Source organism: Prevotella sp. P4-51, from assembly GCF_002251455.1.
Classification (GTDB): Bacteria; Bacteroidota; Bacteroidia; order Bacteroidales; family Bacteroidaceae; genus Prevotella.
Window position 1 is genome coordinate 45,120 of record NZ_NPJM01000066.1, and the last position, 17,741, is coordinate 62,860.

Annotated in this window: 19 protein-coding genes; 14 read left to right on the forward strand and 5 right to left on the reverse strand. The window is 54.8% G+C overall.

Going from position 1 to position 17,741, the window contains the following annotated elements; all coding sequences use genetic code 11:
• Positions 1-82: 82 nt before the first annotated feature.
• The gene (locus CIK94_RS12245) at positions 83-1,864 is read right to left on the reverse strand and encodes a DNA polymerase III subunit gamma/tau (RefSeq protein ID WP_094423194.1); all 1,782 of its coding nucleotides are present in this window, start codon (positions 1,862-1,864) and stop codon (positions 83-85) included.
• Positions 1,865-2,010: 146 nt separating this feature from the next.
• Here CIK94_RS12245 and CIK94_RS12250 point away from each other — a divergent pair, with 146 nt between their 5' ends.
• The 7 genes from CIK94_RS12250 to CIK94_RS12280 all read left to right on the forward strand — a co-directional run bounded on the left by CIK94_RS12250 (position 2,011) and on the right by CIK94_RS12280 (position 7,788).
• Complete coding sequence (locus CIK94_RS12250) at positions 2,011-2,346, forward strand: septum formation initiator family protein (protein ID WP_094384649.1); 336 nt, start codon at positions 2,011-2,013, stop codon at positions 2,344-2,346.
• Entirely contained in the window at positions 2,339-2,758 is a 420-nt protein-coding gene (locus CIK94_RS12255; protein WP_371591780.1) for a hypothetical protein, read from the forward strand. The genes CIK94_RS12250 and CIK94_RS12255 overlap by 8 nt, the downstream gene beginning before the upstream one ends.
• A 150-nt stretch (positions 2,759-2,908) precedes the next feature.
• Positions 2,909-3,694 carry a DUF4369 domain-containing protein gene (locus CIK94_RS12260; protein WP_094389049.1) on the forward strand — a complete coding sequence of 262 codons (786 nt, stop codon included), beginning with the start codon at positions 2,909-2,911 and terminating at the stop codon, positions 3,692-3,694.
• 14 nt (positions 3,695-3,708) lie between these two features.
• Positions 3,709-5,040, forward strand: a complete 1,332-nt coding sequence (locus CIK94_RS12265; RefSeq protein WP_094423196.1) for a dihydroorotase — start codon at positions 3,709-3,711, stop codon at positions 5,038-5,040.
• Positions 5,037-5,858, forward strand: coding sequence for a vitamin B12 dependent-methionine synthase activation domain-containing protein (locus CIK94_RS12270; RefSeq protein ID WP_094423197.1), 822 nt, complete (start codon positions 5,037-5,039; stop codon positions 5,856-5,858). Before CIK94_RS12265 ends, CIK94_RS12270 begins: the two co-directional genes overlap by 4 nt.
• Positions 5,855-7,024, forward strand: a complete 1,170-nt coding sequence (locus CIK94_RS12275) for a metallophosphoesterase (protein ID WP_094423198.1) — start codon at positions 5,855-5,857, stop codon at positions 7,022-7,024. The genes CIK94_RS12270 and CIK94_RS12275 overlap by 4 nt, the downstream gene beginning before the upstream one ends.
• Positions 7,025-7,029: 5 nt before the next feature.
• The gene (locus CIK94_RS12280; protein ID WP_094423199.1) at positions 7,030-7,788 is read left to right on the forward strand and encodes a 1-acyl-sn-glycerol-3-phosphate acyltransferase; all 759 of its coding nucleotides are present in this window, start codon (positions 7,030-7,032) and stop codon (positions 7,786-7,788) included.
• A 570-nt stretch (positions 7,789-8,358) separates the two neighbouring features.
• Here the strand turns inward: CIK94_RS12280 and CIK94_RS14170 are convergent.
• Positions 8,359-8,574, reverse strand: coding sequence for a hypothetical protein (locus CIK94_RS14170; protein ID WP_144008055.1), 216 nt, complete (start codon positions 8,572-8,574; stop codon positions 8,359-8,361).
• Positions 8,575-8,943: 369 nt separating this feature from the next.
• Complete coding sequence (locus tag CIK94_RS12285) at positions 8,944-9,693, reverse strand: peptidylprolyl isomerase (RefSeq protein ID WP_094423200.1); 750 nt, start codon at positions 9,691-9,693, stop codon at positions 8,944-8,946.
• A gap of 400 nt (positions 9,694-10,093) precedes the next feature.
• Here CIK94_RS12285 and CIK94_RS14495 point away from each other — a divergent pair, with 400 nt between their 5' ends.
• From CIK94_RS14495 to CIK94_RS12315, 6 genes are all read left to right on the forward strand, one after another.
• Positions 10,094-10,939 carry a M91 family zinc metallopeptidase gene (locus tag CIK94_RS14495; RefSeq protein ID WP_254046217.1) on the forward strand — a complete coding sequence of 282 codons (846 nt, stop codon included), beginning with the start codon at positions 10,094-10,096 and terminating at the stop codon, positions 10,937-10,939.
• 214 nt (positions 10,940-11,153) lie between these two features.
• The gene (locus tag CIK94_RS14175) at positions 11,154-11,483 is read left to right on the forward strand and encodes a hypothetical protein (RefSeq protein WP_144008054.1); all 330 of its coding nucleotides are present in this window, start codon (positions 11,154-11,156) and stop codon (positions 11,481-11,483) included.
• A 523-nt stretch (positions 11,484-12,006) separates the two neighbouring features.
• Positions 12,007-12,630: a hypothetical protein gene (locus CIK94_RS12305; RefSeq protein ID WP_094423202.1), complete on the forward strand. Its 624-nt coding sequence runs from the start codon at positions 12,007-12,009 to the stop codon at positions 12,628-12,630.
• 36 nt (positions 12,631-12,666) lie between these two features.
• The gene (locus CIK94_RS12310; protein WP_094423203.1) at positions 12,667-13,938 is read left to right on the forward strand and encodes a hypothetical protein; all 1,272 of its coding nucleotides are present in this window, start codon (positions 12,667-12,669) and stop codon (positions 13,936-13,938) included.
• Positions 13,939-14,072: 134 nt separating this feature from the next.
• Positions 14,073-14,246 carry a hypothetical protein gene (locus CIK94_RS14500; RefSeq protein WP_022310901.1) on the forward strand — a complete coding sequence of 58 codons (174 nt, stop codon included), beginning with the start codon at positions 14,073-14,075 and terminating at the stop codon, positions 14,244-14,246.
• Between the two features lie 44 nt (positions 14,247-14,290).
• Entirely contained in the window at positions 14,291-14,698 is a 408-nt protein-coding gene (locus CIK94_RS12315) for a DUF5675 family protein (RefSeq protein ID WP_022310900.1), read from the forward strand.
• Positions 14,699-14,931: 233 nt separating this feature from the next.
• Here CIK94_RS12315 and lpxB read toward each other — a convergent pair whose 3' ends face one another.
• Positions 14,932-16,092, reverse strand: coding sequence for a lipid-A-disaccharide synthase (gene lpxB, locus CIK94_RS12320; RefSeq protein ID WP_094423204.1), 1,161 nt, complete (start codon positions 16,090-16,092; stop codon positions 14,932-14,934).
• Positions 16,089-16,859 carry a 5'/3'-nucleotidase SurE gene (surE, locus tag CIK94_RS12325; RefSeq protein ID WP_173845718.1) on the reverse strand — a complete coding sequence of 257 codons (771 nt, stop codon included), beginning with the start codon at positions 16,857-16,859 and terminating at the stop codon, positions 16,089-16,091. The genes lpxB and surE overlap by 4 nt, the downstream gene beginning before the upstream one ends.
• Before the next feature lie 113 nt (positions 16,860-16,972).
• Between surE and CIK94_RS12330 the strand changes: the two genes are divergently transcribed.
• On the forward strand, positions 16,973-17,740 hold the full coding sequence (locus CIK94_RS12330; protein WP_022310897.1) for a ParA family protein: 768 nt from the start codon (positions 16,973-16,975) through the stop codon (positions 17,738-17,740).
• Position 17,741: the final 1 nt, after the last annotated feature.

The following is a 17,741-nucleotide window of genomic DNA, read 5'->3' on the forward strand; positions in this document are numbered from 1 at the left end:
TCCCGTTGCGGCGACTGTGCTTGTCGGCTGTAGGCTGAGGGTATGGGCTACTGCGCTCCCCTGCCCTAATGTGCCGACACAGTTATGTGAGAAGGAGCTGCAGATTGTCGATGAGTTTGCCTACAGCGTGATGGTTGGCACGCAGATGGTCGAGCATCTCGCGGCGGGTAGGCATGCGCTTTACCTCCTTCGCCTCTGCCACGCGCACGCTGAGCTTGAGGTCGGGGCAACCCAACGCAATTTGCAGCGTCTTCTCTATACGCGGCTTGATTTCGATGATTTCGTTGGCCAGGAAGGTATTGTCTGCCACCGCTTCGACAAGGGGATAGTCGGTGATGACGGGGTCGATGTTCTTCATACGCTGCGCCAGCGCGACATACTTCTTGGGCATACGGTTGCACATGCCACGCCACTCCAGTCCGAGCTGGGCATCGTCGAAGGGCTTCCCCTCGGGCTGTGCGCTGTCGGCGTCGGTCTTGAAGGCGTCGTCCTCGATCTGCGCCACTTTCTCCTCGTTTTTCAGTATCGAACTGAACGAGAGCGACGACATGCCCAGAAGGGGATTAACCATAGGTTGCGCCGCCCGGGATGGGGTCTTGGGCGCTTCAGAAGGAGCCACAGCCTCTACTGTCTGCACCTCCTTCTGCGGGCGGCGGACAGGGGGCTCAGCCACGGCCACCTGTGCTGCCGCTTTAGGCTGAGACGCTGTGATAAGTCTGAACAGGGATTTCAATCTCTTGGGGCCAGGCCCCACGCCGGCGGCATCGTCGGGCTGGGTGATTTGTGCCACCCCTATCAGGGTGATTTCAGCCAGCAGGCGCTTGTTGGAACTCTGCCTGTAGTTGACATCACACTGGTTGAGGATGCGCAGCGCCTTGTACAGGAACGGTACAGAGCAACGCTGTGCCTGCTCTTTGTAGCGCTGTTGCTGCTGTTCGCTCACTTCGAGCAGGGCTATGGTCTCGGCATCGCGCGCCATGAGCACGTTGCGCACATGGGTGGCAAGTCCGTTGACAAATCTGCCTGCGTCGAAGCCCTTGGAGAGCACCTGGTTGAACAGCACCATGATGTCGGAGGCCTTGTTCTCGAGTGCCTGGTCGATGACCTTGAAGTAGTATTCGCTGTCGAGGATGTTGAGGTCTTCGAGCACCTTCTTGTAGGTGATGTCGCCCTGGCTGAAGCTCGCCGCCTGGTCAAAGATAGACAGCGCGTCGCGCATACCGCCGTCGGCCTTCTCGGCTATCATGTGCAGCGCCTCGGGCTCTGCCTTGATGCCTTCGCGCTCTGCCACCATCTTGAGGTGGTTTACGATGCCGGGCACGGTCATGCGGTCGAAGTCATAAATCTGGCAACGGCTGATGATGGTGGGCAGTATCTTGTGCTTCTCGGTGGTGGCGAGGATGAAGATGACGTGGGCTGGCGGTTCCTCGAGCGTCTTGAGGAAGGCGTTGAAGGCAGCCGTAGAGAGCATGTGTACCTCGTCGATGATGAAGACCTTGTAGCGGCCGAGCTGGGGGGCGATGCGTGTCTGCTCCATGAGCGCCTTGATGTTTTCTACCGAGTTGTTGCTGGCGGCATCGAGCTCAAAGATGTTGTAGGAGCGCTGCTCGTTGAACGCCTGGCAGCTCTCACACTCGTTGCACGCCTCTCCCTCGGCAGTGGGGTGCATGCAGTTGATGGCCTTGGCGAAGATACGCGCGCAGGTGGTCTTTCCCACACCTCTCGGACCGCAGAAGAGGTATGCGTGAGCGAGTTTGCCGCTCTTCACCGCATTCTTGAGCGTAGTGGTAAGCGCCGACTGTCCCACCACCGAGTCGAAGCTCATCGGGCGGTACTTGCGGGCGGATACAATGTATTCTTCCATACTTATAGGGATATAGTTTAATGTTGCAATGATAGCGACGCCCATCGTCTGGTCGACGAATATTGGCATCTCTATTGCAAAAGTAACTAAAAATGTCGAAAGTTTCGATGATATTTAGTATTTTTGCACGTGTAATACATATAAATATGTTTTTTCGTAAAGGTAATATAGGCAATCTGCTCGGTCATTACAAGTATCTCATCGTAATCGTACTGGGTACAATCATGGTGGGTGTGGTAGGCAACAACAGCTTCCGCAAGCGCATCCAGTATGAGCTGCAGATAGGCGACCTCAAGGACGAGATAGAGCGGTATAATGCCCAGAACGAACACGACACGAAGAAGCTGCAAGAGCTGACGCGCAATCCCAAAGCCATCGAGAAGGTAGCTCGCGAGCGTTATTTCATGAAGACCGATGACGAGGACATCTTTGTGCTCAGCGATGACCAAACGACAAATGACAATGATGAAAACAATGAATAAGTGGCAGAATGCCATCTATCTCTCAGGCGGTCTGCTCATGGTGGTGGGCGCCGGCTGTTACTGCTTCCTGCTCTGGCAGCAGGTGATGTGTTGGATATTCCTCTTCGGCGCGTGCATGTTTGCCATCATGCAGATGATGCAGCCCTACGAGGGCAACGACCCGACCATCAAGCGGCTCAAGCGCATACAGAGCATTGCCGACATATTCTTCATTCTTTCGGGCATGCTCATGGTAGACACCGTGTATCATGTTCTGGTGTCGCTCTTCGACAGCAACATGAGCGCGGGGTACTACACCTATATAGAATATGTATACAACAAGTGGGTAGTGCTGCTGCTTATCGCCGCCATCCTTGAGGTTTACACTACACATCGCCTCGACAGCGAACTCAAGAAAACAAAAAATACTTAAAAGTAGGCGCTAATCTATAAATAAGCATTAAAAAAGTTCATAACTTCGATATTAGATATTACCTTTGTGCTAACAAGCCGGAGGCTGATACTGGCGAGCGAAAGCTCGGTCGTCACCGCTGGCACAACAACACAGAACTAAAAGCTATATATGAAGAAAGTAGTATTTTACTTTATCGCCCTGTTGACGCTGACATCTTGTGCAAAGTCGTTCGACATCCAAGGCACGTCCAATATTTCCACCTTGGATGGTCGCAAACTATATTTGAAGGTATTGGTAAACAATGAGATGAAGAACCTCGACTCGTGTGACGTCGTTCACGGCAAATTCTCGTTTACCGGCACTGTAGACACCGTGCGCATGGCCACCATATTCATGGAAGACGAAAGCGTGATGCCCGTAGTGCTCGAAGCCGGCGACATCGTGGTCAAGATAGACAACACCCAGCAGGTGGTAAGCGGCACTCCGCTCAACGACAAGCTGTTCCAGTTCTTCAACAAGTTCAACCAGCTCAAGAGCCAGCAGGCCGACCTCATCCACCAGCACGACCAGGCCATCATGAACGGCAACGACATGAACGTGGTGAACCAGCAGCTCGAGGCCACCGCCCAGAAGCTGTCGCAAGAAGAAGACCAGCTGGTTACCAGCTTTGTCACCGAGAATTTTGACAACGTGCTCGGTCCCGGCGTGTTCTTCATGGCTACCATCAACAACACCTACCCCATGCTCGACCCCTGGATAGAGGACATCATGAGCAAGGCTACCGACAATTTCAAGAACGACCCATACGTCAAGGACTACTACGCCAAGGCACTCGAGAACCAGCAGATTATGACTGGCATGAAGGATGTGCCTGCACAGGAACAGGCGCCCGCCCAGCCCGTAGAGGCTGCGCCAACGCCCAACCAGATGGCCCAGCCTGGCGCAAGCAAATAAACAATGAACTCTATATGTCTACAATCATTTATGGAGGTACCATCGTCAACGAAGGCAGGAGCTTCCTCGGAAGTCTGGTCATCGACAACGACAGGATAACCGAAATTAACGAAGACAGCAGTACACCCCGTGGCCTCTATTCGGAAGAGATAGACGCCACGGGGTGTCTCGTTATGCCCGGCGTGATAGACGAGCACGTCCACATGCGCGAGCCGGGACTCACCCAGAAAGCCGACATCGAGAGCGAGACCCGAGCCGCTGCCTGGGGTGGCGTGACATCGGTGATGGACATGCCCAACACCGTGCCCCAGACCACCACCCTCGAAGCCCTCAACGACAAGTTTGAACGCGCGGCGCACGAGAGCCATGTCAACTACAGTTTCTTCCCCGGAGCCACAGCCTCCAACCTGTCGCTCATCGGCCATGCCGACGCCCACCGCATACCCGGCATCAAGCTGTTTATGGGTGCCTCGACCGGCAACATGCTGGTAGACGGCGACAGCGCCCTCGACGCCATCTTCGCCGCCTGCGCCGAGCGCGGTCTGCCCCTGATGACCCACTGCGAAGACTCTGCCATTATCAATGTCAACATGGCACGCGCCAAAGCCCTCTACGGCGACGACCCCGACATCCAGTACCACCCCACCATACGCAGCGAGGAAGCCTGCTGGCAGTCTACGCACAAGGCAGTAAGCCTGGCACGCCACCATCACACCCGTCTGCATGTGGCCCACATCACCACAGCCCGCGAGCTGGAGCTCTTCGGCTCCGACGACCACATCACCGCCGAAGCCGTGGCAGCCCATCTGCTCTTCAGCGACAGCGACTATGCGCAGCGGGGCGCACTCATCAAGTGCAACCCCGCCGTGAAGACCGCCCACGACCGCGACGCCCTGCGCCGTGGCCTCACCGACGGCCGCATCTACACCCTCGGCACCGACCACGCTCCCCATCTGCTGGCCGACAAGCAAGGAGGCTGCGCCCATGCCGCTTCGGGCATGCCCATGGTGCAGTTTTCGCTGCCCGCCATGCTGGGACTCACCGACCAGGAAGTGCTCACGGTGGAGCGCATGGTGGAACTGATGTGCCACAACCCCGCCCGACTCTTCGGCGTGCGCGACCGCGGATTTCTGCGTCGTGGCTACAAGGCCGACATCGCCATCGTGGAACCCCACCAGCGCTGGACGGTCACCGAAGACATCATACAGAGCAAGTGTAAATGGAGCCCGCTCATGGGCGACAGTTTCGACTGGCGGGTGCGTACCACCCTGTGCAACGGCCGCACCATCTACGACCGTGGACACTTCTGCACCGACAGTCGGGGCGAAGAGATAGCGTTCAGATGAAGACCGTCGTCACCTACAGTTTCAGCCAGCTCGAGCCCTACATCAACTGGGTCTACTTCTACTACGCCTGGAGCCTCAACGGCAAGCCCGAGTGCGAGCGCCAGCGCATGAAAGCCGAGGCTCTCGACACGCTCCGCCAGACCGATGACCGCTTCAAGGCCCGCGCCATCATAGGGCTATACCCTGCCTGGGGCGACGGCGACGACATCGTGCTCGACAGCGGAGAGCGCATCCCCCTGCTGCGCCAGCAACATCCCGCCAAAGGATGCGACTACACGCTGTGTCTCTCTGACTTTGTGCGGCCTGCAGGCTATGGCGAGCCCGACCATATAGGCGTCTTCGCCACCACCGTAGACAGCGGCATGGAGACCGACTGCCACGGCGACATCTACCAGCAGATGCTGAGACAGACCCTTGCCGACAGACTGGCAGAGGCTGCCGCCGAACGGCTGCACTACGAGGTGCGCACACGGCTATGGGGCTACCAGCCCGACGAGCCCGAAGACCCCGCCCGCATGCTGGCTTGCGACTATCAGGGCATAAGGCCCGCCATAGGCTACCCCTCAATGCCCGATACCAGCCTCAACTTTGTGCTCGACCGGCTGCTGCACTTCACCGATATAGGCATACGCCTCACCGAGAGCGGCATGATGACGCCTCACGCCAGCGTGTCGGGGCTCATGATAAGCCACCCCGAGGCACGCTACTTCGACCTGGGCAAGATAGGCGACGACCAGCTCGCCGACTACGCCCACCGACGCGGCATCCCCATCACGCTGATGCGCAAGTTTTTAGAATCCAATATGATACGACAATGATAGCCCGTGTGTTCATCCCTCTGCTACTTATCATCATCCTGCCCGATGTATATCTCTGGCTGCACCGTCTGCGCCGCCCAGGCTACTCGTGGGTAGAGCGGCTGCTGTGGCTGACACCTTCGGCGCTGATGATAGTCTTCAGCAGCATACTAGCAGTGTCGCCCAGCTTTGTGCCCGACGACATCTACTGGGCACGGCTCTACATCGCCCTGCTCGGGGTATGGGTAGTGCCCAAGTTGGTCTATATGCTCTGCTCGGCCATAGGTCTGGCGATATGCCGCCTCGCCCACAGCCGCCGCAACTGGGGCCGCCTCGTGGGGATAGGGCTTGCGGGGTATATGGTCTACGCCTTTGTCTATGGCTATACCATAGGTTTCGCCGATATAGAGGTGAAGCACGTGACGCTGGCGGTAGACAATCTGCCGAAAGAGTTTGACGGACTGCGCGTGGCACATCTCTCCGACGCCCATGTGGGCACCTATACCGGCCGCCGCGCCCAGATACTGAGCCGTGCCATCGACAGCACGCTCGCCCAGCACCCCGACCTCATCTGCTTCACGGGCGACATACAGAACGTGAAGCCCGCCGAGCTGGAGCCCGTGATGCCCATGCTCGCACGCCTCAAGGCTCCGCTGGGAGTCTACTCGGTACTGGGCAACCACGACTATGCCACCTATCTCGGCGGCACCGACGAGGAGCGCAGCCGCGCCGAACAGCGGCTCTGCCAGATGGAGCGCGGACTGGGGTGGCATCTGCTGCTCAACGACAACTGCGTCATAAGGTGTGGCAGCGACTCTATCTTCATCGCCGGCATGGAGAACGACGGCGAGCCGCCCTTCCCCTCGCGAGGCGACGTGGGCAAGACCATGCGCGGAATACCTGCCGGGGCGTTTACCCTGATGCTCGAGCACGACCCGTCGTCGTGGACCCGCACCATACTGCCCCACTCTACCGCCCAAGTCACCCTGAGCGGACACACCCACGGCGGACAGATAGAGCTCTTCGGGCTGCGCTTCACCCAGCTGCGACAGCGCCACGACCTGGGGCTCTACCGCGAGGGACAGCGCTGGCTCTATGTCAATGCCGGACTGGGCGGCGTGGTACCCATGCGCTATCATGTAAATCCAGAGATAACCATCATTACACTGACAACGAACAAATCATAAAACCAATGAAGTATCTGTATCGACTCTATCAGCTCATCGTCGCACTACCCATATTCCTGGTAGCCAGCATCGTCACTTCGCTCACCACCATGATAGGCTGCCGACTGGGCAACGGCCACTTCTGGGGCTACTATCCCGGCAAGTGGTGGTCGCGACTCACCACCTTTATCCTCCTTCTCCCCGTCAAGGTCGAGGGGCGCGAGCATCTGCGCAAGGACGAGTCCTATGTATTCGTAAGCAATCATCAGGGAGCGTTTGACATCTTCCTCATCTACGGTTTCCTGAACCGCAACTTCAAGTGGATGATGAAGCGCAGCCTGCGCAATGTGCCTCTGGTGGGCGCCGCGTGCCACTATGCCCATCACATCTTTGTAGACAAGCGTGGGCCCAGCAAGATACGCGAAACCTATGACCATGCGCGCGACACGCTGCGCGAGGGCATGTCGCTGGTGGTCTTCCCCGAGGGAGCCCGCTCATTTACCGGACACATGGGGGTATTCCGCCGCGGTGCCTTCATGCTCGCCGACGAGCTCCAGTTGCCCGTAGTGCCGCTTACCATCAACGGCTCATTCGACGTGCTGCCCCGTATGCGCGACGGGCACTTCGTCGACTGGCATCCGCTCAAGCTCACCATCCATGCCCCCATCTATCCCCAAGGCAAAGGGCTGGAGTATGAGCGCAAGACCATGGACGAGGCATACCAGACCATCATGGCCGACCTGGACAAGAAGTACCAGGGATATGTAGAGAATCCCGACCAGTAACGACGGAGCCGACAACAGCCGCCATGGCTTTTTGTGTTTATATCATCCTATATTATGTCCTGCTGCAGGTAACGCCTGCGGCTAATCGCAACTCTTACAGAGTAGCATTAATTTGTAGTGATTTGCACCCAAGGTAGAAGCGCTGCGCACCTCAACCCTGGGCTATGTAAGCGCAACTCCTACAGAGTTGCCAAGGGTGCGTACCTTTCACGATGGGCTACCCCATCATTGTATGCGCACCACACACCATGGGCAAACACCATTCCAACATTGGGTGCGTACCGTCCATCATGGTTAGCCAATAACCGCCCAAATATATTTGACCATACTCATCGGAAGATAGTACGCACCCCCGGCAACTCTGTAGGAGTTGCGCTTTCCCAGCCCAGGGTTGCGGGCGAAAGCACGCTACCCTGGGTAAGATACCCACCAACATAGCAACGCTGTAAGTGTTGCGTTTAGCCGTAGGCGTTACTTGTCTCGTGCGTTTCCATGTTCTCTTGATATACTCGCATAAGAAGCTACAAAAAGTGATTAGCTTATTTCTTATCAATATATAACACCTCTTCTTCATTGCTCTCTTTGATGAACCACTACAAGCAACTGTTTTTTTACCGTCAACGGCGGACTTTTAGAACGGCCAACGGCCGCTTTTTTTACCATGCCGGCTGTTGTCGCCATGCAACGCATGGCGTTGGGGATGGTGGTGATGATAAGGAGGAAAACTCGTTTTCCGACTGGCGTCGCCACCGTCACCAAAAAGGCGAAGCCGACAACAGCCGCCATGGCTTTTTGTGTTTATATCATCCTATATTATGTCCTGCCCGGGTAACGCCTGCGGCTAATCGCAACTCTTACAGAGTAGCATTGATTTGTACTGATTTGCACCCAGGGTAGAGGCGCTGCGCCCCTCAACCCTGGGCTGGGAAAGCGCAACTCCTACAGAGTTGCCAAGGCTGCGTACCATCCACGATGGGATCATGACAGTCAGAGAGACCGGCTGCCGCATGACCGCCATACGCAAAGCGCCCTGCCAAGGTGAAAAAACTGCTCTTCATCCTGGCAGGGCGCTTTGCGTGTAGATATACGAGGGTGACGGGCTGGCTCCCGACGGTCTTGGCCCACATAGTCAGACCGTCAGTCAGGACCGCGGCATCACTGCACAGACTGGCAGACCTCGGTCTTGATGATGGCGATGTCTTCGCAAGGACGGTCATCGGGGCTGGTGGCGGCAGACTGTATCTGCTCGACCACATCGAGACCCTCTGTCACCTCGCCAAACACGGTATACTGTCCGTCGAGATGGGGAGTGCCGCCAAGGGAGCTGTAAGCCTCGGTCTGCTCCTCGGTAAAACCTACAGGGTTGGCCTCGCAGCTGTCCTGGGCTTCCTGAATCAGACGCTCCTGAAGGTCTTGCAGTCCAGCGCGGTCGCGGTTGCGGCGCATATCCATAATCTCGTCCTTATGGGCGGCCACAAGGTCGTTGAAGGCGATGGTCACCTGGTTCTGCTGCATCTGCTTCTCCATCTGCTTGAGTTGGGCAGGCTTGTAGACCGAGCCCCAGACGATGTAGAACTGGCTGCCGCTCGACTCGCGATCAGGATTGACCTCGTCACCAAGTCGGGCAGCGCAGAGCGCACCACGTTTATGGAAGAGACGGGGATTGATTTCGGCTTTGACAGTATAGCCGGGGCCGCCCATACCGAGGCGTTTGCCGGCAGGAGCGCCTTTCGAGTCGGGGTCTCCGCCCTGAACCATGAAGTCCTTGATGACACGGTGGAACAAGAGGCCGTCGTAATAGCCCTCGGCGGCGAGCTTGAGGAAATTGTCGCGGTGGAGGGGCGTCTCGTCATACAGGCTGACTACGATGTCGCCCAGAGTGGTTGTGATTTTTACTGTTGACATTGTCTATGTTTGTTGTGTTACTATGCTTATTCAGACTGTCCGTGCGCCATGCGTCGCGATGGTTGCAACGCTTTGCGTCGTGGTTGCCAATCTTCTACACAAAGGTAATACTTTTTGTTCTACCATCCACACAACTGCCCTATCTTTTAGACTATAGCAGCAGAAAATAGTGGGAAACATGGGGACCTGGGCTGATGGGGCATGATGGGGTAGCAGAAAAGTGATGTGGCAACAGATGTGCATGTTAGCTACTGCCAGACTATTGACATTATTTTCACCCCCAGCCATCACTTTTCCCCCGATTTTCTTGGCACGTGTGTACATTATTATTATATTTGCAATGTATACATCTTAACCCCTGTCAATGCGCCGCCTGATTGTCATAATGCTGTTGGGGCTCATGACCACTCTGAGCCTCCCTGCTTTCGCCATTGCCGGAAGCAGAGAGAGTGACCACGCCCCCCAACCCTACAAATACATAGGCAAAGAGCTCGACCGCACTCACGGACTGGACTGGTATGACCACGGTGCCCGCCACTACGACCCCGTCACGGGAAGATGGAACGTAATGGATGCCTTGGCGGAGAAATACTACCCATGGTCGCCATATGTGTCGTGTGGGGACGACCCGGTAGATGCAGTTGATATTGATGGAGATAGTATTTTTTATTTCAAACCTATTATTAAACAAAGGGAAGTTATAGGCTACATACCATTTTATTGTAAAGAAACTAATAACCAATATAAATTTTATTCCAAGAATGGAAAATGCTATACTGGTAAAAACGTTTTTATGGGCCAAGTCTTAAAAGCCTTGAAACTTTTATCTTTAACTCCTACAGGGAAAAAACTTATAAACACATTATTAGGGAGAAAAAATATAATTATTAAATATGGAAAAAATGAGACAACGGGAAATGTCGTATCATGGAATAATGCTATAGAAATTGGCGGCATAAATGAGAATGGTAATATAACCCGTCCTACATATATAGCTTTAGGACACGAATTAGCGCACGCTGTGGACCAGTTATATAAAAAAACAGAATATGGGATTTGGACTAAGAGGCCTAATTCTGAGGACATACCTAACACAGAGAAATATGCCACATATATAGAAAACGAAATTAGAGCAGAAGCAAAGTTGCCTCTGAGAACTCATTATGCAATTATTGGAAATAAAGGGTATGAGCCCACGAGAATTATAGATAAGAAAACTAAAAAGAATTTGTTTTATGGTAATTAGAATTATTATTTTGCTATTGATGTTTGCAGCTAATGCATCAGCACAGAACTGGAAGGAAATCTCGAAAGCGGTCGCTATCGAGCATAAAAAACTATTAGGCGAAGCGGAAAAGTTTATAATGCATAGTAAAGTAGATTATTATAGGAAATTGCGGAATAGAACCCACTTCTATAACATTGAGAGCTTTCATGTCAACCATAATGACACTCTCATAATGATTGAACTCTACCCGTCTACTGGTTATGGCCGCGGCACCATTTGGAAATATTGCAGTAATTATCAGGATGTTTTTGCACGAGACTATGGCAACAGGTTAGTAGAATATTACTATCATAAAGGGAAAATTAGAGCTATGAGAGATTATGAGCAGATGTACTATGATTATGATTTCCGGAAAATGTGCAATGACTGGGATTTCCTGGAATATGAAAAAAAAAGGAAGAAACTCCTTTACGGGGGTGCGGAAGTATGGAGTGTCGGAATAATTACAAAAATAATCATTGACGGCACAAAATATAGGATATTTACACACGAATTGAAGTAAGAAGGCACTCATAGGCAACAGGGCTGACGACAGCCATGCGCGCCGTCCGATACGGACACGCGTTTCGGACGATACGGATGTGCGCACCGTCCGATGCGGATGCTCGTTTCGGACGATGCGCATCAGCCAATAACATGGATAGCACGACTGAAGCGACTGAAGGGCACGACTGAAGCGACTGAAGGGCACGACTGAAGCGAATGGTTGGCACGACTGAAGTGACTTGGTGGCACGACTGAAGGGCATGGATAGCGTGACCCGACGCGCTGACTGGCGCAACCAGTGGCATGGCGACACTACCCTACTGGCTGACAATGATGACAGAGGTGGAGACAGATGTGCAGACGGTGTCTGCAGGACCGCTATAGAGAAAAAGGTGCGGAAGGAAGAGGATGATGATTTTTTTGCTACCTTTGCAGTAACTTTATTCACGATAAGCCGTAGATAAATCATCAAACTTAGGTTTATGACAAGAACAAGGAAAAGTATACCTATAATAATATACCACACTGCACAATATGCCATGTATGCATATTGCATCTTCGCCTTTCTCTCGCTGGCCATCTCCGTTTGCGGAGAACTCGGCATGCCCATCAGCATGGGCCGCATGGTGCTTACCGTAGAGCACTTGTTGCTGCAGCTTACCCCTATTGTCTTATGGGCAATGTTCAGTCTGGCACTACCTGCAGACACAAGACTGCTACGATACTGCAGCAAAGTGGTGACGATATGCTATATGCTCACATTCATCCTGGGGCTATGCTTCAGGTCCAATCTGGTGACAATGACGGAAGACGGACAGACACCCCAGATGGTGACCGTGCTTACCTGGATACAAGGCACAATAGGACTGCTCTCGGTCATCGCATCGCTGATGGCAGGCTGCCATCTGTACAGCAAGTATAAGGGGAACATGCACAAACTGGGCATAGCCCTTGTTATGGTGTTCCTCGTATGGCTGGCAGGCTCTAACATCATCCCGTCGGCTGTGTTCTATCTGGCAGGAAACACGCAGCAGACAGCCATCACCTGCGTAAACATCATCATTGAGGTCAGCAGCACATCGGTGTATATATACGCATACTACATGATGTGCAGGGCGATAAACGACGGAGTGCAAGACACCCCAAGAGACAAGACCATGTAAGATAAAAACAATTACCCACAACCACACGCGACAGATATGATATCCATCCATTGCACCCTCGTAGGTTTCAGACATCACGCATGGCGTGGCACACAGCTCGAAGAGCGACTGGCTCGGGCCATAGGCCAAGAGGTGGTGCTGATGCGCGACCGTGAAAACCACCGCAACCCCGAGGCCGCCATTGCCTGCATAGACAGCGAGGTGGTGGCATATGTCAACAACGACGACTGCCACCGCATAGCCGCCTATCTCGACGCCACGGAGTATGGGCTGCTCTACGGCGTGATAACTGCTGCCGACGCCCACTCCTGCCGGTGTCATGCCGAGATGGAGGTGGACAAGGAGATATACATAGAACCCCTGATGAGCGACGGGCGATATGACGAATGGGATGAAGCCTGGAGCCATATACCCATAGCCCGACTGGGCGACGACGAACTGCGCCAGGACATGCTCCAGCGCCATGTGCTGGCACAGCTGAGCCACCACACGGCGGCGAGCGACAATCTGTGCAGAGACATAGAGCGATATATGCAAGGGATGCGCTATGACCTGAGTGGCGAGGCTTCGCAGACGCGACGCACCATAGCCGACAGGCTGCTGGCGAGTGGCGACGAGCAGCTGGCAGAGTATGGCCGACGCATGGATGTGGCCATAACCGAGATGGGCAACAACGAGGTGTGTGCAGACATAGCCCACCACATCACCCGCAGACTGGCGCAGAGTGCGGGCGTGGCCGACGCGCTGCGACACATAGGTGGCATAGACCGCCACGAGATGGAGCAGGCGCTGAAGGCTATGCCCCACGGGCTGCACGACGAGTATCGGCTGTCGGTGGCCGACTTTGTGTCGCGCGCCTACTATCTGCAGATACCCCGCCGCATACTGCGCCGTTTTGTCAGTGCCGAGCTGCTACTGGACCGTCTCGTCCATGCCGATGCCGCCGACGGCGCCAACGAAGAGATAAGACTTGCCGCCATCGAATATATAAGTCGCGCCAACCCATATATCACCCCGGGATGGCTGTCGAGGGCCGATGCGCTCTGGAGCGACATCATCGAGCAGTATGCCCTAAGGCTCACCCGCCTCAACGGCGCCAAGGACACACGGTTCAACGCCCGGTTTGTCTGCCAGGTCATGGGCAGGCTCATAGACTTGGGCATCTATGACGACGCGGTGTCGCAAGCCGAATACGGACGACGCATGGCGCTGAACGGAAGAGACATGCGGTCGTCGATAAACCGGGCGCTGATAGACGACGAGGAGACCCGCAGAGCCATCGGGATGATGGTAGAAAGATACAGATAGGCAGAGGCCACGAGGGCGATGGCCATGGCTGTCACCACTGTTACACACCTGTTATATTTCATGTACACTATATCGTTGATGGCAAAGTTGGAAGTGCTTAACTTTGCAGCGTCTAATCAAAACTAGCAGGTAACATGAAACAGAACAAAAGAAAAAGAAACAAGCTGTGGACAGCGATAGCTGCGACATGGCAGAGATGGAAACGACGACACCGCACGGCAGCCCAAACCATACTGGCAGACGAAGAACTGTGGCTGCAGGCTCTGATGACAGCATCACTGATAGCACTCTACATGAAAAAACACTGAGAAACACACTGACTGAAACACAACAGACAAACTACAGGATAACAATGGAAATTAAACTTACACGAATAGCCCGACGCAAGGACTACACCATAGGTAGGATGGAGATAGACAACGAGTATATCTGCGACACGCTCGAACCCACGTGGCGCGACCTGGCCCACGGCGGTCGCAAGCAGAAGGGAAAAACAGCCATACCCGAAGGGCGGTATGCCCTGGTGGTGACCAAGTCGCCTAAGTTCAAGAAGTGGCTGCCTCTGCTGCTCGGCGTGCCAGGTTTCGATGGTGTGCGCATACACTCTGGCAATACGCCCAAAGACACGCAAGGGTGCATACTGGTGGGACAAAACCGGAAGAAAGGCATGGTGCTCAACTCGCGCATAGCCATGGAAGAGATAATGAAGATACTGGACAGCCGCAAAGCCGGCGAACCGGTTTTCATCACAATCGTGTGAACGCTGCAGGAGCAGCACCACACGCCGGGTGACGACGGAAAGAGGCGTGACCCCCGACAACAAAAATAATAAAACAATCTGCCAGCCACTGGAGCGCTGGCAGATTGTTTTGCGTTTATACCCAGAGGGTCGGCAGAAGGATGTCTATGACCGAGACTGCGATGGAGCCACTCGGACAGCCCACAGGGGTACGGAACAGCGATGCAGCCATAGGGGCAGAGCCCGAGGGCGGATCATCGCTGGCTGAGTTTGTCTATCATAATGCGGGCGGCATTGTCGGGTGCCACCTCGTCGCCCAACCGTCGCTGCACCTCGGCATAGCCCTCGAGCATGGTGGCGCGGTCGGCTCCGCCAGGGAGTATGCGCTCCAGATGGGATGCGATGCCTTCGAGGGTAAAGCGGTCGGCAAGCAGCTCGGGCACCACCTCGCTGTCGGCGATGAGATTGACCAGACTGATGAAGCGCACATGGATGATGTGGTTGAACGCAAAGCGGATGAGCCGTGGCACCGGCGTCTTGTAGCACACCACCTGGGGCACGCCGAAGAGTGCCGTCTCGAGGGTGGCGGTGCCGCTGGTGACGAGCGCCGACACAGCATGGGAGAGCAGCGGATAGGTCTCGTTGCGCACCATCGCCACATCGTGACCCTCGAGGAAGGGCGCATAGTAGGCATCGTCTATCGAGGGTGCTCCTGCCAGCACCATCTGGTACTGGCGGGTAAGTCCGCGCCGCTCGAGCAGCCGCTCGGTGGCAGCAATCATCATAGGCAGATTGTCCTTGATTTCCTGTCGACGGCTGCCGGCAAGCAGGGCTATGATGGGGCGGTCGTCGAGCTGGTGACGGATGCCGAAATCCTGGCGCGACTCGGTGTAGGATGCCCTGAAGTTGCGCACCTCGTCGGCAGTGGGGTTGCCCACATAGTGGATGGGATAATGATGGCGCTCCTCGAAGAACGGCACCTCGAAGGGGAGGATGGAGAAGAGCTCGGAGACATCGCGCTTGATGTTGCGGATGCGCCACTCCTTCCACGCCCATATCTTGGGCGAGATGTAGTAGAACACGGGGATGCGGGTGTGGCTGTGCAGATACTGGGCGATATTGAGATTGAAGCCCGGATAATCGACGAGGATGACCACGTCGGGCTGCCACTCCACAATGTCGCGCTTGCACATGGCCATATTGCGGAAGATGGTGGGCAGATGCAGCAGCACGGGCACGAAGCCCATGTAGGCCAGTTCGCGGTAATGGCGCACGCGGGTGCCGCCGACTGCCGTCATCAGGTCGCCGCCGAAGAAGCGGAACTGGGCGTCGGCGTCATACCTACAGAGCGACTGCATGAGATGGCTGGCATGCAGGTCGCCGCTGGCTTCGCCTACGATAAGATAGTATTTCATAGTTTCCAGTTGTTGACAGTATCTATCATCTGATAAGCAGTAACATCAATGGTGGTGGGGGTAACAGCCACATAGCCGTGGGCAAGTGCCCACTGGTCGGTGTCCTGGGCATCGGGCTCGGCATTGCGGTAATGGCCCACCATCCAGTAGTAAGGATAGCCGAGAGGATGGCGCTGGGGGGAGACCTCGTTGACCCACTCGCCGAAGGTCATGCGGCAGGCTCGGATGCCTTCAAAGGTCTTGCGGTCGGGGAAGTTGACATTGAGGCAGACGCCCTTGGGCAGTCCCTCGGCCAGCACCCGCTCTACCACGCGGCGCACATAGTGGGTGAGGTGGGTCTGCGACGACTGGGGGTTGTAATCGCAGTTGGAGAACGCCACCGAGGGAATGCCCTTGATGCAGCCCTCGACAGCCACTCCCATGGTGCCCGAATAGTGGTTGTTGACGGTGGAGTTGTCGCCATGGTTGATGCCACCGATGACAAGGTCGGGAGTGCGGCCTCCACAGAGCTCATCTACAGCCAGTTTGACACAGTCGACGGGGGTGCCGTTGGTAGACCATACCTCGACTTCGCCCATATTGTTGCGGCGCGTCAGGCGCAGGGGGACAGTGGCAGAGAAAGCGCGGGAAAAGCCCGAGCGGGCAGAGTCGGGCGCGCAGACGATAATCTCGCCCATATCGCCAATCATCTCGACAAGCGAACAAATACCTACGGCATCGAAGCCGTCATCATTGGATACCAATATCAGTGGTTTATTAATACTCATTATTTTTCGTTATTTTTTCGCTACAAAAGTACGAAAAAAGGGCCAAGAATACGACTATATCATATAAAATATGTATCTTTGCAGTCTAAATAATCGATAGAATTACATAGGAAATGGGAAAAATTATAGCTGTGGCAAACCAGAAAGGCGGTGTAGGTAAAACTACTACTACGATAAACTTGGCCGCCTCGTTGGCAACTTTAGAGAAAACCGTGCTGGTGGTAGATGCCGACCCACAGGCCAACGCTTCGAGCGGATTGGGCGTAGACATCAAGGAGGTGGACTGCTCGCTCTACGAGTGTATCATTGACCACACCGATGTCAAAGAGGCCATCTACACCACCGACATCGACGGTCTCGACATCATACCCAGCCATATCGACCTGGTAGGTGCCGAGGTGGAAATGCTCAAGATAAAGAACAACCGCGAGAAGATGATGAAAGAACTCCTTGCACCCATGCGCGACGAGTACGACTATATACTGATAGACTGCGCGCCTTCGCTGGGACTTATCACCGTCAACTGTCTCACTGCCGCCGACTCGGTTATCATCCCCGTACAGTGCGAATACTTTGCGCTCGAGGGTATCAGCAAGCTGCTCAACACCATCAAGATCATCAAGAGCAAGCTCAACCCGAGACTGGAGATAGAAGGCTTCCTGCTCACGATGTATGACAGCCGTCTGCGTCTGGCCAACCAGATATACGACGAGGTGAAGCGCCACTTCCAGGAGCTGGTCTTCAAGACTGTCATCCAGCGCAACGTGAAGCTGAGCGAAAGCCCGAGCCACGGACTGCCCGTGATCCTCTACGACGCCGAATCGGCTGGTGCCAAGAACCATCTGAACCTGGCCAAGGAAATCATTGACAAAAACATGTAAG